Source organism: Cereibacter ovatus, assembly GCF_900207575.1.
In the GTDB taxonomy this organism is placed as follows: Bacteria; Pseudomonadota; Alphaproteobacteria; order Rhodobacterales; family Rhodobacteraceae; genus Cereibacter_A; species Cereibacter_A ovatus.
In genome coordinates this window covers 389,680-402,934 of sequence record NZ_OAOQ01000002.1, presented here as the reverse complement: position 1 = coordinate 402,934, position 13,255 = coordinate 389,680, and the positions used below count along the sequence as shown (strand labels likewise).

General features: G+C 66.5%; 15 protein-coding genes. 3 read left to right on the top strand and 12 right to left on the bottom strand.

Annotated features, from left to right (window positions below; genetic code table 11):
* Positions 1-48: 48 nt before the first annotated feature.
* Complete coding sequence (locus tag CRO07_RS04215; protein ID WP_235840925.1) at positions 49-366, bottom strand: hypothetical protein; 318 nt, start codon at positions 364-366, stop codon at positions 49-51.
* A gap of 289 nt (positions 367-655) precedes the next feature.
* Here CRO07_RS04215 and CRO07_RS19305 point away from each other — a divergent pair, with 289 nt between their 5' ends.
* Positions 656-790, top strand: coding sequence for a hypothetical protein (locus CRO07_RS19305; RefSeq protein WP_268876225.1), 135 nt, complete (start codon positions 656-658; stop codon positions 788-790).
* A 4-nt stretch (positions 791-794) separates the two neighbouring features.
* Here CRO07_RS19305 and CRO07_RS04210 read toward each other — a convergent pair whose 3' ends face one another.
* On the bottom strand, positions 795-2,129 hold the full coding sequence (locus CRO07_RS04210) for a 4Fe-4S binding protein (protein ID WP_097029424.1): 1,335 nt from the start codon (positions 2,127-2,129) through the stop codon (positions 795-797).
* A 123-nt stretch (positions 2,130-2,252) separates the two neighbouring features.
* Here CRO07_RS04210 and CRO07_RS04205 point away from each other — a divergent pair, with 123 nt between their 5' ends.
* Together CRO07_RS04205 and cbiB are read left to right on the top strand one after the other, a co-directional pair.
* Positions 2,253-4,109: an ABC transporter ATP-binding protein gene (locus CRO07_RS04205; protein ID WP_097029423.1), complete on the top strand. Its 1,857-nt coding sequence runs from the start codon at positions 2,253-2,255 to the stop codon at positions 4,107-4,109.
* 56 nt (positions 4,110-4,165) lie between these two features.
* Positions 4,166-5,101, top strand: a complete 936-nt coding sequence (gene cbiB / locus CRO07_RS04200; RefSeq protein WP_097029422.1) for an adenosylcobinamide-phosphate synthase CbiB — start codon at positions 4,166-4,168, stop codon at positions 5,099-5,101.
* Positions 5,102-5,191: 90 nt separating this feature from the next.
* Here cbiB and CRO07_RS04195 read toward each other — a convergent pair whose 3' ends face one another.
* The 10 genes from CRO07_RS04195 to iscR form a co-directional block, all read right to left on the bottom strand.
* On the bottom strand, positions 5,192-6,412 hold the full coding sequence (locus tag CRO07_RS04195; RefSeq protein WP_097029421.1) for a cysteine desulfurase: 1,221 nt from the start codon (positions 6,410-6,412) through the stop codon (positions 5,192-5,194).
* 11 nt (positions 6,413-6,423) lie between these two features.
* The gene (locus CRO07_RS04190) at positions 6,424-7,002 is read right to left on the bottom strand and encodes a Yip1 family protein (RefSeq protein ID WP_097029420.1); all 579 of its coding nucleotides are present in this window, start codon (positions 7,000-7,002) and stop codon (positions 6,424-6,426) included.
* Positions 6,999-7,478 carry a YIP1 family protein gene (locus CRO07_RS04185; RefSeq protein WP_097029419.1) on the bottom strand — a complete coding sequence of 160 codons (480 nt, stop codon included), beginning with the start codon at positions 7,476-7,478 and terminating at the stop codon, positions 6,999-7,001. The genes CRO07_RS04190 and CRO07_RS04185 overlap by 4 nt, the downstream gene beginning before the upstream one ends.
* A complete protein-coding gene (gene sufD, locus CRO07_RS04180; RefSeq protein WP_097029418.1) occupies positions 7,479-8,762 on the bottom strand; it encodes a Fe-S cluster assembly protein SufD in 1,284 nt (427 codons plus the stop codon).
* The gene (gene sufC / locus CRO07_RS04175) at positions 8,762-9,520 is read right to left on the bottom strand and encodes a Fe-S cluster assembly ATPase SufC (RefSeq protein ID WP_097029417.1); all 759 of its coding nucleotides are present in this window, start codon (positions 9,518-9,520) and stop codon (positions 8,762-8,764) included. Before sufC ends, sufD begins: the two co-directional genes overlap by 1 nt.
* Positions 9,521-9,529: 9 nt before the next feature.
* The gene (locus CRO07_RS04170) at positions 9,530-9,841 is read right to left on the bottom strand and encodes a heavy metal-binding domain-containing protein (protein WP_097029416.1); all 312 of its coding nucleotides are present in this window, start codon (positions 9,839-9,841) and stop codon (positions 9,530-9,532) included.
* Positions 9,842-9,851: 10 nt separating this feature from the next.
* The gene (locus CRO07_RS04165; RefSeq protein WP_097029415.1) at positions 9,852-10,031 is read right to left on the bottom strand and encodes a hypothetical protein; all 180 of its coding nucleotides are present in this window, start codon (positions 10,029-10,031) and stop codon (positions 9,852-9,854) included.
* A 6-nt stretch (positions 10,032-10,037) separates the two neighbouring features.
* The gene (gene sufB / locus CRO07_RS04160) at positions 10,038-11,567 is read right to left on the bottom strand and encodes a Fe-S cluster assembly protein SufB (protein WP_097029414.1); all 1,530 of its coding nucleotides are present in this window, start codon (positions 11,565-11,567) and stop codon (positions 10,038-10,040) included.
* A gap of 44 nt (positions 11,568-11,611) precedes the next feature.
* Positions 11,612-12,658, bottom strand: a complete 1,047-nt coding sequence (locus CRO07_RS04155) for a cysteine desulfurase family protein (protein WP_097029413.1) — start codon at positions 12,656-12,658, stop codon at positions 11,612-11,614.
* A gap of 82 nt (positions 12,659-12,740) precedes the next feature.
* On the bottom strand, positions 12,741-13,208 hold the full coding sequence (gene iscR / locus CRO07_RS04150) for a Fe-S cluster assembly transcriptional regulator IscR (protein ID WP_097029412.1): 468 nt from the start codon (positions 13,206-13,208) through the stop codon (positions 12,741-12,743).
* Positions 13,209-13,255: the final 47 nt, after the last annotated feature.

The window sequence follows — 13,255 nt, the reverse complement described above, 5'->3', positions numbered from 1 at the left end:
CGGGGAAACCCGCCGCCGCGCACGTCCGCTTGACCGAAGGGCCGCTTGTCAGTGGGCGATCTGGCCCGCGCGCTTGCCCAGTTTGTAAGCCCGCGCCTTGGTCTGCGGCGCATGCTCGACAAAGCCCTTTTCGACCAGCGAACGCAACGCGCGGTGGAAGGTCGGCGTGGCGATGGCGTTGCACAGCGTATGGCGCCGGATCGCATCGGACCGGACGATCGACTCTTCGGTCTCGCCCAGCAGTTTCACGGCGTAAAGAACGTCCAACTCATTCCGAGACAGATCGGCGATCCCGAGGTCATGTTCCAACCCCAGCAACAGTTCCCTCAATTGCGCAACGCTTTGGAAACGACGTGATGTCGTCATCCGGTCGTCCATCTTGCCCCCGTCCACCTTTACTTCCCCCTAACTGCATTAACAATCGACACAAATTGCCCATCTTTGAGCAGACTACCCGACCTTCGCAGGACGAGTGCAAGCGACCAAATGACGCAGTCTTGTCAACAAAGAGACAACTTGCGCGTAACTCCTGTGCACGAAGCTGCCGACAGGGCTTGTGGCGCCGCTGCTTCGTGCCACCCTTTCACCTTGACAGGCAAGGTGCCGACCCGCGTCCCGTGAACCGGCACGGGCCGGCGGTTCGGAAAGACAGGCGATGCAGGCACCAGACCCTTCCCCGACGCCCGGCGAGACGCCGACCCCGCCGCGCCTCCGCGCCGGCTGGTGGATCGTGCCGATGGTATTGGACGGGATCGCCGGCTGGGTGCTGATCCTGATCTGGATCTTCTGACGGTTCACGCCCACAGCAGCGCCCCCCATCCGGCCAGCGGCGGCGTCAGCGCCACGGCAAAGACGGCCAGCGCCGCCCGCCTCTGGCCAAGGACGCCATGTGCCAACCACAGCGCCCATAGCCCGCCCCCCAGCAGCAGCGCCGCCCAGACCGGCCCCGCCGACACCGCAAGCCCGCTGTCGGCCAGCTGCGCCACCGTGCGCCGGGTCAGCCCCGCGACGATCCCCGCCGCCGCCAGCGGCAGCACCGCCAGCGCCAGCCGGTGAAACAGCGCAACCCCGCCCCCCGCCAGCCGCGCCGAGGCCCAAAGCGGCAGCGCCACCGCCGCCGCCAGCGCCAGCGCGATCAGCGCCAGCGTCAGAAGCCCGGCACCCCCTGCCAGCAGCGTCACCGCCGGGGCATCGGGGCCGTGGCCGAACAGAAACCACGGCGCCACCGGCCCGCGCGCCGGATCCGGCCCCCACGGCACGGCCTGCCACCAGAACGCCGCCGAGCCGATGCCCAGCACCCCCACCAGCGCCATCAGACTGTCCCCGGCCGAGCCGCGGCCCCGCACGATCTCGGCGCCGGCGGCCCGCGCCTCAAGCCGAACGGCATCGCGGAATCCGGCGCAGCGGCCGCACATATGGCAGGGCGAGGCGCTATCCATCGTGCGCACGGGCACCATCGGCTCGCAGTTGAAACGCATGGTGCGGGTGCGCGCAGGCGGACAGGCATCCCACGCCCGACCATCCACCCGGTAATGCATCGGCGCCAGTTTCGACAGCAGCCCGAACATCCCGTTGACCGGGCACAGGAACCGGCACCAGACACGCTTTTCCTTACCGTAAAGCCAGCCCACCAGCAGCGCGCAGGCGCTGGAACCGCCAAGGATCAGCAGCGCCGCCCGCGGCTCGTCATAGATCGAAACCATCTGACCATAGACCGTCACGCCCGCGAACAGCGCAAACGGCCAGCCCGGCCATTTCATCCAGCGCGGGATCGCCCAGCCCTTGCCATGGCGCGAGGCGGCGGCCGTCAGCGCGCCCTCGGGGCACAAAAGGCCGCACCACAGCCGCCCGAACAGCACGACCGACACCAGAACCCCCGGCAGCCACAGGCCCCAGAACAGGAACTGCGCAAACCGCGTCAGATCGGTCAGGATCGTGGCCCCCGGCGCAGGCGCGGGCACCAGCGCCGGCACGATCAGCAGCGGCAGATAAACCGCCACCATCGCCCATTGCAGCCGCCCGATCAGCGACTGATGATCCCGCAACCACAGACCAAAGCGTTCAAGCCGGCTGACCGCAGGGGCGGCCACGGGACGGACATCGGAGAACTGGCGGGGCGCTTGCTGCATTGCACGCCTTCTAGGCCCCGCGCCGCCCCGGCCGAAAGGCCGCCCCACGCCCCGCGACGGTGCGCCGCAGGTTTGACTTCGGCGCCCAAAGCGGTCCAATCGGGGGCCAGCAAAGGTCAGCCCATGAGCCGCCACCCCCTTCCCGATCCGCCGCAAGGCTTCCGCGCCCGCTGGGCCGCACTGGGCAATGTGCCGCCGTTCCTGCGCATGGTCTGGCAGGCGGCGCCCGGCTTTCTGCTGCTGGGCCTGATCCTGCGGCTGATGCGGGCGCTGATCCCGGTTGCCGCGCTGTGGTTCGGCAAGCTGATCATCGACGAGGTGGTGCGGCTTTCGGCACTGACCCCGGCCGGCGACGCATGGGGCTGGATCGGCGCCGATGGCACCGAGCGGCTGATCTGGTTCATCGCGGCCGAGTTCGTCCTTGCGATCCTGTCGGACCTTCTGGGCCGGTCAAGCGGCCTTGTCGACACGCTGCTGTCGGAACGGCTGACCATGGCCTCGTCGGTGCGACTGATGGGCCATGCGGCAAGCCTTGATCTGGCCAGCTTCGAGGATGCCGGTTTTCAGGACCGGCTGGAACGTGCCCGCCGCCAGTCGGGCGGGCGGATGACGCTGACGGGGCAGATCCTGACCCAGATACAGGATGGGGTGACGGTGGTGGCCTTTGCCAGCGGGCTGGTGATCTACAACCCTTGGCTGATGGGCCTGCTGCTGCTGGCGCTGGTCCCGGCCTTTCTGGGCGAGGCGCATTTCAACGCGCGGAACTATGACCTCGACTTCCGCCGCACGCCTGAACGGCGGGAACTGGACTATCTCCGCGTCACCGCCGCCAGCGTCGACACAGCCAAGGAAATCAAGATCTTCGGCCTTGCACCCTTCCTGATCGGCCGCTACCGCGCGCTGTCGGACAGCTTTTACCGGGCGCGGCGGCGGATCGCGGCGGCCCGTGCGGTCTGGGGCACGCTGTTCAGCGCGCTGGGAACGGCGGGCTATTATCTGGCCTATCTGTGGATGGTGGGGGCCACGCTTTCGGGGCAGCTGTCCATCGGTGACCTGACCTTTCTTGCCGGCTCGTTCCTGCGGCTGCGCGGGCTGGCCGAGGGGCTTTTGCTGGGCTTTTCCGCCACCGCCGCGCAGGCGCTGTATCTGGACGACCTGTTCGGGTTCTTTCGCGAACAGCCCTCGATCCTGCCGCCTGCCAGCCCACGGCCCCTGCCCCGCCCGATCCAGACGGGCTTTCGCTTCGACGGTGTGGGCTTTCGCTATCCGGGTGCCGCGGAATGGGCGGTGCGCGACCTGTCCTTCACGCTGAAGGCGGGCGAGACGCTGGCGCTGGTGGGCGAGAACGGCGCCGGAAAGACCACGCTGGTCAAGCTGCTGGCCCGGCTTTACGACCCAGATGAGGGGCGGATCACACTGGACGGCCACGACCTGCGCGCGTTCGACCCACAGGCGTTGCGCGCCGCGATGGGGGTGATCTTTCAGGATTTCGTGCGCTACGCACTGACCGCGGGCGACAATATCGCCGTGGGTCGGATCGAGGCCCGCACCGACGCCGACCGCATATCCGAGGCCGCCCGCCGCAGTCTGGCCGACCGGATCGTGGATCGCCTGCCCGCGGGCTATGACCAGATGCTGGGCAAACGCTTTCACAATGGGGTCGAGCTTTCGGGCGGCGAATGGCAGAAGCTGGCGATCGCCCGCGCCTATATGCGCGACGCCGAGGTGCTGATCCTGGACGAGCCCACCGCCGCGCTGGATGCACGGTCCGAGTTCGAGGTGTTCCAGCGGTTCAAGGATTTGTCGGCGGGCCGGACGGCGGTGCTGATCTCGCATCGGTTTTCGTCGGTCAGGATGGCCGACCGCATCCTTGTGCTGGCCAATGGCCGGGTCGAGGCCAGCGGCACCCATGACGAACTGATCGCCCAACGCGGCCGCTATGCCGAGTTGTTCGAACTTCAGGCCGCCGGCTATCGCTGACGGCCCTTGCGGCAGGGCGGCGTTTGTCGGATCAGGCGACAAAAAGGGGGCGCGCGATGATGCTGGCCGGGGCGATGGTGGTGGCGATGGCGGCGGATGCCGCATGGGGCTGGCCCGACCGGCTTTACGCGCGGATCGGGCATCCGGTGGTCTGGATCGGCCGGCTGATCTCGGCGCTGGATGCGCGGCTGAACCACGGCACGGCCGAACAGCGGCGACGGGGCGGGGTGGTGACGCTGGTGCTGGTGGTGCTGGCGGCGGCGCTGCCGGCGTGGTGGCTGCAATCGCTGCTGCCGGGGGGGCTTTTGGGCGTGGTGCTGACCGGGCTGCTGGCCTGGCCCCTGGTGGCGCTGCGGTCGATGCACGATCATGTCGCCGCGGTTGCGGTGCCGCTGTCGGCGGGCGATCTGCCGGGCGCGCGGCGGGCGGTGTCGATGATCGTCGGCCGCGATCCGTCGCAACTGGACCCGGCCGGCGTGGCGCGGGCGGCGCTGGAAAGTCTGGCCGAGAACACATCCGACGGGATCGTGGCGCCGCTGTTCTGGGGCGCGCTGCTGGGCCTGCCGGGGATTGCGGCCTACAAGGCGATCAACACGCTGGATTCGATGATCGGCCACCGCACGCCCCGGCACGAGGACTTCGGACGCGCCTCGGCCTTGACCGACGATGTGGTGAACCTGATCCCGGCGCGGCTGACGGGGGCGCTGTTCGCGCTGGTTTCGGGGCGCGCGCGGGGGGCGCTGGCGGTGATGCGGCGCGACGCCCGCGCCCACCGCTCGCCCAATGCCGGCTGGCCCGAGGCGGCGATGGCGGGGGCGCTGGGGGTGCGGCTGTCCGGGCCGCGGATCTATGCCGACCGTCTGTCGAACGAGCCATGGCTGAACGGCGGCGCGCCCGACCCTGCGTCCGCCGATCTGCGGCAGGGCCTGCGGCTTTACCGCCGCGCGATGGCGGCACTGGCCGCGGGTCTTGTGGTGATCGCGATGGTCTGACCAGCCGGGCAATGGCGATGCCATGCCCGGCGCTGGACTGACTGCCCGCAGGCAGGCCGCTTCGGCGGCCCGGCCTGCGACAGGCCCGTTTCAGCCGAAAAGATCGTGACAAAGCTCCAGCGCCTCGATCAGGCGGTCCACTTCGTCGGTGGTGTTATACATGGCAAAGGACGCCCGGCAGGTCGCCCCCACCCCCAGCGTCTGCATCAGCGGCATCGCGCAATGGGTGCCGGCGCGCACCGCAACCCCCCTGCGGTCCAGCACCGTCGAGATGTCATGCGCATGGGCGCCGCCGCTCATCGTGAAGGAAAAGATCGCGCCCTTCCCGGCCGAATTGCCCTGCACGTTCAGCCAGTTCAGCCCCGCCAGCCGCGCCCGGGCATAATCGCGCAGGCTGCGTTCATGGGCGGCGACCGCCTCCATCCCCACGTTCATCATGTAATGCAGCGCCACGCCAAGGCCGATCTGCTGCACGATGCCGGGGGTTCCGGCCTCGAACCGCATGGGCGGCTTGGCATAGCTGACGGTGTCGCGCGTAACCTCGTGGATCATGTCGCCGCCGCCAATGAAGGGGCGCATTTCTTCCATGCGTTCGGACCGGATGTAGATCGCCCCCGAGCCCGAGGGACCGTAAAGCTTGTGTCCGGTGATGGCATAGAAATCGCAGCCGATGGCCGCGACATCGACCGGCATGTGAACCGCCCCCTGCGAGCCGTCGACCAGAACCGGCACGCCCTTTTCGCGCGCGCCGGCGCAGATCGCGGCCACATCGACGACGGTGCCCAGCACGTTCGACATATGGGTGACAGCCACCAGTTTCGTCCGCGGCCCGATGGCATCCAGAACGGCCTGCGGGTCAAGATCGCCGTTCGCGTCCACCTCGACCCATTTCAGCACCACGCCCTGACGTTCGCGCAGGAAGTGCCAGGGAACGATGTTGGCGTGATGCTCCATGATCGACAGCACGATCTCGTCGCCGGGCTGAAGCCGGGGCGCGGCCCAGCCATAGGACACCAGATTGATGCCTTCGGTCGCGCCGGTGGTGAACACGATCTCTTCGGGCGAGGGCGCGTTCAGAAAGGTGGCGATGGTGGCGCGCACGGCCTCGTATTTGTCGGTGGCCAGGTTCGACAGGTAGTGCAGCCCGCGGTGGACGTTCGCGTATTCGTGGGAATAGGCAAGGTTCATCGCGTCGATCACGACACGCGGCTTCTGCGCCGAGGCACCATTGTCCAGATAGACCAGCGGCTTGCCGTTCACCTCGCGCGAGAGAATGGGGAAATCCTGCCGGATGGCGTCGATGTCGAACATGGGATCGGTCCTCAGGCGCCCAGAACGGGCATCAGGATGGCAGCCAGAACAAAGGCCATGCCGAACATCACGACCAGAATCCCGCCCAGAACCGCAAGGGTAGAGCGGAAGCCGTGAAGCTCGGCCACGAAATGGCTGAGCAGCCAGAAAAACAGCATGATCCCCAGCACGCCAAGGATATCAGCCACAAACGGCAGCACCAGTTGGGCCACCAGTTGCAGAACCTCGACGCAGACAAGGATGAACTGAAGCCACGCGACCAGCACCATGGCATCGGCAAAGTTGCCCTTGCCGCCACGCCACTGGCCGACGCGATGGATCACCCCCGAGGCCACGACCAGCAAGGCCACCTGCAACGCGGCACTGGCCAGCGGGCTGGGCAAGTCGTCGCCCAGAAGGGCCTGCACCTCGGGCGGCAGCAGCGTCAGCCCGACCGAGGTGACCAAAGCCGCGGCAACCGCGCTGAACACCAGCACCAGCCAGCGCGCCTGAAGCGGCAGATCCATCATCAGCACCGCCCGCGCCCCCGCGCGCGGATCGCTGACGGTAAAGCGGGCCAGCCGCAGCAGATCACCCAGACCCGGGGTCATCGTTCGGCCTCGAACAGCATCAGGCCCCAGATCGCGACAAAGGCCCCCAGCACGACAAATCCCACCAGCAGCGAGGCCGGCCCCTCGCCGATGAAGCCGCCGATCAGCCCGTGGAACAACATCAGCGGCGTCACCGCCAGCAACGACAGAAACAGCGCCAGCCGCGCGCCGTAAAAGCTGCCCTTGCCGCCAAAGACGCGGGCGAACAGGTGGCTTGCCCCGGCAATCGCATAGCAGATCGGCGGCAGCAGAAAGACGGTTCCCATCAGTGCCCCGCTCAACCGCGCTTCCAGCGGTTGCGACGGGTCAAGATAGGCCGCCCGCGCCAGCATCGGCCATTGGGCGACAAAGATCAGCAGGCAGGCGCCCATCAGGATGGCAAGCGCCCGCCCCTCGTTCTCACCGGCATCGAGATGCCGCCGGATGACCAGACGGGGACGGCGATAGCTTTTGACGATGTCGATGGTAACTGCCATTCAATGCTCGTGACGCGCCAGCCAGGCTTCCAGCAACTGCTGGATATCCTCGGCGATTTCCTCGTTCTCGATTTCCTGAATGGCTTCGGCAAGGAAGGCAAGCACAAGCAGCGACTGTGCGGCCTTCAGCGGCACCCCGCGCGACCGCAGGTAGAACAGCGCCGTCTCGTCGATCGCCCCCGAGGTCGACCCGTGCGAGCATTTCACATCGTCGGCATAGATCTCGAGTTCCGGCTTGGCCAGAAACACCGAGTCGTCATCCAGCAGCAACGACTGGCTGATCTGGTAGCCATCGGTCTTCTGCGCGCCGGGTTTGACAAGGATCTTGCCCTGAAACACGCCGGTGGCACCGTTCTTCAGCACCTTCTTGAACACCTGCCGGCTTTCGCAAGCCTGTCCCTGATGCGTCACGAACACGGTATCGTCGTGGTGAAAGCGGCCGTCGCCCACCGCCGCACCGGCGACATGGGCCACCGCATCGTCGCCCACCAGCTCGATCACCGCCTCGTTGCGGGTCATCACACCGTTCGCGGTCAGGGTGAATGACTTGAACAGCCCCTTGCCCGCGACACGGGCAAAGATGTGGGTGCAAGCGCGGCGTTCGTGGTCAGGACCTTGCGCGCGGATATGGTGGAAACGGCCGCCTTCGGCCACATCCACCTCCATCACCTTGGTAAGGCGCGCGGCCGCCGGGCCGCTTTCCAGTATCGTCACCTCGGCACCCGGTTCAACCCGGATGCAGTGGTGCAGGATCGCGTCCGACGTCTCGGCACGGTGGATGTAGATCAGCGCCACCGGCTTCGGCACCGCGCCCGTGACCCGCAGCAACACGCCTTCGGTGGCAAAGGCGGTGCCCAGCGCCGCGAACGGCCGCTTCACCGGCACCTGCCCCCGCGCTTCCAGCACGCCATACAGATCGCGCGCCCAGTGGATATCGCTTTGCGCAGCGCCAAGCAGGCTGATCTCGACATGATCCAGCGCCAGCGGGTCCGAGGCCGCGGCATCGAACACGCCATCGACAAAGACCAGCTTCAGCCGGTCAATGCCCTCGAACACCGGGCGGTCGTCGCCATCGCCCGCCGTCGAGGCCGCCATCGCCTCGGGCGCGTTGAAACTGGCCGGGTCGGTGTAGCGCCAGTATTCGTCCCGCCGCCCCGGCACACCCATGGCCGTCAGCCGCGCCAGCGCGTCACCCCGCGCCGGCGCCTGCCAGCCCTCATTGGCGAAGGACAGGCCCGCAAGGCGGGCGGCCGTCCGGTCGTCCTTCGGCTTGGCCTCGGCCATCACACCGCCTCCGCATCAAGCAGGTCGGCATAGCCGTTCTTCTCGACCTCAAGCGCCAGTTCCGGCCCGCCGGTCTTCACGATGCGGCCGTTGGCCATGATATGCACCACGTCGGGCGTGATATGGTCCAGAAGCCGCTGATAGTGGGTGATGACCAGAAAGCTTCGGCCCGCATCGCGCAGCGCGTTCACGCCATCCGACACCAGCTTCAGCGCATCGACATCCAGCCCCGAGTCGGTCTCGTCCAGGATGCACATCTTCGGCTCAAGGATCGCCATCTGAAGGATCTCGTTGCGCTTCTTTTCACCGCCCGAGAAGCCCACGTTCACCGGGCGCTTCATCATGTCGGCGTCGATCTTCAGCGCCTTGGCCTTTTCGCGCACCAGCTTCAGGAAATCGCCGGCGCTGATCTCATCCTCGCCGCGGGCCTTGCGCTGCGCGTTCAGCGCGGTGCGCAGGAAGGTCATGTTGCCGACGCCCGGAATCTCGACCGGATACTGGAACGCCAGGAACAGACCGGCCGCGGCGCGTTCCTCGGGTTCCATCCCCAGCAGTTCGTGGCCGTCCATCGTGGCCGAACCATCCGTCACGACATAGCCGCCGCGCCCCGACAGCACATAGGACAGCGTCGACTTGCCCGACCCGTTCGGCCCCATGATGGCATGAACCTTTCCGGCCTCGACCGTCAGGTTGACACCCTTGAGGATCACCTTGTCCTCATCTTCCAGCTTCACATGCAGGTTCTTGATCTCGAGCATCTTTTTCCCTCAGGCAATGGTGACGGCGGTGCCGGAGGCCGACACCATCAGCATGTTGTTGATGACCTCGTAATCGAGATCGACGCCGACGACGGCATTGGCGCCCTTGGTGCGCGCCCGTTCCTCCATCTCGGCAAGCGCGGTTTCCCGCGCCTTCGCCAGTTCCGCCTCATAGGCGCCGGACCGCCCGCCAAGGATGTCCGTGATCCCCGCGAACAGGTCGCGGATGATGTTGGCGCCAAGGATCGCCTCGCCGGTCACGATGCCGTGGTAGGTGGCGATCTGGTAGCCTTCGATGTTGGGCGTGGTGGTGACGATCATGGCGTGCCCCTCAGATCGCGGCGATGGTGCGCGAGATGACCAGCGTGGCCACCGCCATGCCGCCCCCCGCCAGAAGCGCCATGGCCAGACGGCGCAGGCCCGCCATCTGCCCGGTGCGCCACCACAGGAACCAAAGGCCCATGGTCACGCCGGCGCCCACGATCAGCGCCTGTATCGCAAAGGGGGTCATTCCGCGTCACCCGACGCTTCCTTCAAGGCTGATCGCCACCAGCGCCTGCGCCTCCATGGCAGATTCCATCGGCAGCGCCTGAAGCACCTCTTTGCAGAAGCCGTTGACGACAAGGGCCACCGCCTCTTCCTCGTCCATGCCGCGCGACCGGCAGTAGAACAGCTGATCATCATCGACCTTCGAGGTCGTGGCCTCATGCTCGACCCGGGACGAGTTGTTCTTCACCTCGATATAGGGAACGGTATGGGCGCCGCACTTGTCCCCGATCAGCAGGCTGTCGCACTGGGTATAGTTGCGGCTGTCAGTGGCCTTGGGGTGCATCGAGACCAACCCGCGATAGGTGTTCTGCGCGCGGCCCGCCGAAATCCCCTTGGACACGATCCGCGACCGCGTTCTCTTGCCCAGATGGATCATCTTGGTGCCGGTATCGGCCTGCTGGGCATTGTTGGCGATGGCGATCGAATAGAACTCGCCCTGACTGTCATCGCCGCGCAGGATGCAGGACGGATATTTCCAGGTGATCGCCGAGCCGGTCTCGACCTGCGTCCACATCACCTTCGAGCGCGCGCCCCGGCAGTCGGCGCGCTTGGTGACAAAGTTGTAGATGCCGCCGCGGCCTTCCTCGTCGCCCGGATACCAGTTCTGGACGGTGGAATATTTGACCTCGGCATCCTCCAGCACCACGATCTCGACCACCGCGGCGTGAAGCTGGTTGGTGTCGCGCTTGGGCGCGGTGCAGCCTTCCAGATAGCTGACGTAAGACCCCTTGTCGCAGATGATCAGCGTGCGTTCGAACTGGCCGGTGTTCTCGGCATTGATGCGGAAATAGGTCGAAAGCTCCATCGGGCAGCGCGTGCCCGGCGGGATGTAGACAAAGCTGCCATCCGAAAACACCGCCGAATTCAGCGTGGCGAAATAGTTGTCGGTCTGCGGCACGACCGAGCCCAGATACTTCTGCACCAGTTCGGGATGCTCGCGGATCGCCTCTGAAATCGAACAGAAGATCACCCCTGCCTTGGCCAGCTCCTTCTGGAACGTGGTGCCCAGCGAGACCGAATCGAACACGGCATCCACCGCCACCTGTCGCGGCGCGTCCATCCCCTCGGCGCCCTCGATGCCGGCCAGCAGCATCTGCTCTTTCAACGGGATGCCCAGCTTTTCATAGGTGGCCAGCAGCTTGGGGTCGACCTCGTCCAGCGACTTGGGCTTCACCTCCATGCTCTTGGGCTTGGCGTAGTAATAGATGTCCTGATAATCGATCTCGGGATAGTTGAGCATCGCCCAGCGCGGCTCTTCCATCTGCACCCAGCGCCGGAACGCCTGAAGCCGCCATTCGGTCATCCATTCCGGCTCGGCGTTCTTGGCCGAGATCAGCCGAACGATGTCCTCGTTCACACCCTTGGGCGCGAACTCCATCTCGATCTCGGTTTCCCAGCCGTATTTGTATTTCCCGGCCATCGCCTGGACGGTCTCGATCGTCTCGCGATCGACACCGTCACGAACCTCGGGAACCGCCGTTTCTTCCAGTGCCGCCATCGGTCTTACGTCTCCGTTCCAGGGGCGCCCGGCGCCCGTCATCCTCATGCCGCCCGCGCACGAAACCGCTCGCGCGCCGCCACCCAGGCCTCGGCGAAGCGCATCGCATCGGCCTCTGCCACCTCGGGCCCAAGCGACAGCCGCAATGCCGAAGCCGCCGCCACCTCGTCGAACCCCATCGCCGTCAACACCCGACTGGCCCGAACCTTGCCCGACGAACAGGCCGACCCGGCCGAGACGGCGAATCCCGCAAGGTCCATCTGCATCACCTGCGTCTCACCCTTCCATCCCGAAGTGACAAGACAAAGCGTGTTCGGCAAGCGCCGCGCCGCTTTCCCGACAGAAATAGTTCCTTCGCCGTCGCGAGACAACGCCAATTCTAGAATATTTCTAAGTTGCTCGACCGGCTCCCAGACACCATCGGCCAGATCCCGCGCGGCGGCCTCGGCCGCAGCGCCAAATCCGGCAATGCCGATCAGGTTCTCGGTGCCGGCACGCCGACCCATCTCCTGCCCGCCGCCCTTCAGCCGCGCCTCCAGATCCAGCCCCCGCCGGATCACCAGCGCACCCACCCCCTTCGGCCCGCCGATCTTGTGCGCCGAGACAAACCCCACCGCACAGCCCAGCCAGTCGAACGCGAACGGAACCTTGCCAAAAGCCTGCGTCAGATCGCAAACCGCCAACCCCTCGGGCAGATCCTGAATCACACCCGTCTCGGAGTTGGCCATCTGCAACGCCGTGCACCCGGGGTCGGCCACCGCCACCCGGCCCAGCCCATCCACAGCCAGAGACACATCGCACCAGGCCGAAACCGCCTCATGCTCGATCCCGGCACAGACCAGCCCACGGCCCGCACAGGCCAAAGCCGCAGCCTCCGTCGCCCCGGATACGAACACCACATCCGCAGCACCCGCCCCCAGCGCCGACGCGACCTGCGCCCGCGCCCGCTCCATCAGCGCCTTGGCCGCCCGCCCCTCGGCATGAACCGAGGACGGATTGCCCACAAGCTCCATGGCCGCCGCCATGGCCGCCTTCGCCTCAGGGCGCAACGGCGCCGTGGCATTCCAGTCAAGATAGACGCGCAAGCCCACCCTTTACCCTTCATTCTGGCAGAAATATCCGCGGGGGTCCGGGGGCAGCCGCCCCCGGCGGCCGGCCGCGAACGCCTCCACCTCAGTCCTCATCAACCACTCGAAACAGCGCCGGCACCGCCGGACAAGGCCGCATGTCGTTTCTGATGATGTCCGACAGCCGGGTCTGGTGAAGGAAGACATAGACATGGGCAGACAGCCCCTCCCACAGCCGGTTGGTCAAGGATTGTGCACGAGAGCCGGAAACGCCTCCATGTGCGCCAGCGCCGGTATGCATCGCATTCACCGTCTCCTCCACCGCCTCCATGATCTCGCTCACCCGGATCGAGTCCGGGCTGCGCGCCAGACGATAGCCACCACCCGGGCCGCGGACCGCCTCGACCAACCCGGCCCGGCGCAACTTCACGAACAACTGCTCCAGATAGGGCAAGGATATGTCCTGCCGCTTCGACACTTCCGCCAGCGACACCAACTCATCCCCGGCCCTCAACGCCAGCGCCAGATCCGCCAGCGCCACCATCGCATACCGACCCTTGGTCGACAGTTTCATTTTACGTTCCCGCCAAATCCATTGACGCCAAGCGGCAGGCCGCTTAA

Bases quoted from the DNA above. Each gene is read 5' to 3' on its own strand.
- CRO07_RS04190 (WP_097029420.1), bottom strand. From the start codon at position 7,002: ATGACCCCGGGTCTGGGTGATCTGCTGCGGCTGGCCCGCTTTACCGTC.
- CRO07_RS04185 (WP_097029419.1), bottom strand. From the start codon at position 7,478: ATGGCAGTTACCATCGACATCGTCAAAAGCTATCGCCGTCCCCGTCTG.
- CRO07_RS04205 (WP_097029423.1), top strand. From the start codon at position 2,253: ATGAGCCGCCACCCCCTTCCCGATCCGCCGCAAGGCTTCCGCGCCCGC.
- CRO07_RS04210 (WP_097029424.1), bottom strand. From the start codon at position 2,129: ATGCAGCAAGCGCCCCGCCAGTTCTCCGATGTCCGTCCCGTGGCCGCC.
- CRO07_RS04170 (WP_097029416.1), bottom strand. From the start codon at position 9,841: ATGATCGTCACCACCACGCCCAACATCGAAGGCTACCAGATCGCCACC.
- sufC (WP_097029417.1), bottom strand. From the start codon at position 9,520: ATGCTCGAGATCAAGAACCTGCATGTGAAGCTGGAAGATGAGGACAAG.
- CRO07_RS19305 (WP_268876225.1), top strand. From the start codon at position 656: ATGCAGGCACCAGACCCTTCCCCGACGCCCGGCGAGACGCCGACCCCG.
- sufB (WP_097029414.1), bottom strand. From the start codon at position 11,567: ATGGCGGCACTGGAAGAAACGGCGGTTCCCGAGGTTCGTGACGGTGTC.
- CRO07_RS04165 (WP_097029415.1), bottom strand. From the start codon at position 10,031: ATGACCCCCTTTGCGATACAGGCGCTGATCGTGGGCGCCGGCGTGACC.
- iscR (WP_097029412.1), bottom strand. From the start codon at position 13,208: ATGAAACTGTCGACCAAGGGTCGGTATGCGATGGTGGCGCTGGCGGAT.
- cbiB (WP_097029422.1), top strand. From the start codon at position 4,166: ATGATGCTGGCCGGGGCGATGGTGGTGGCGATGGCGGCGGATGCCGCA.
- CRO07_RS04195 (WP_097029421.1), bottom strand. From the start codon at position 6,412: ATGTTCGACATCGACGCCATCCGGCAGGATTTCCCCATTCTCTCGCGC.
- sufD (WP_097029418.1), bottom strand. From the start codon at position 8,762: ATGGCCGAGGCCAAGCCGAAGGACGACCGGACGGCCGCCCGCCTTGCG.
- CRO07_RS04215 (WP_235840925.1), bottom strand. From the start codon at position 366: ATGACGACATCACGTCGTTTCCAAAGCGTTGCGCAATTGAGGGAACTG.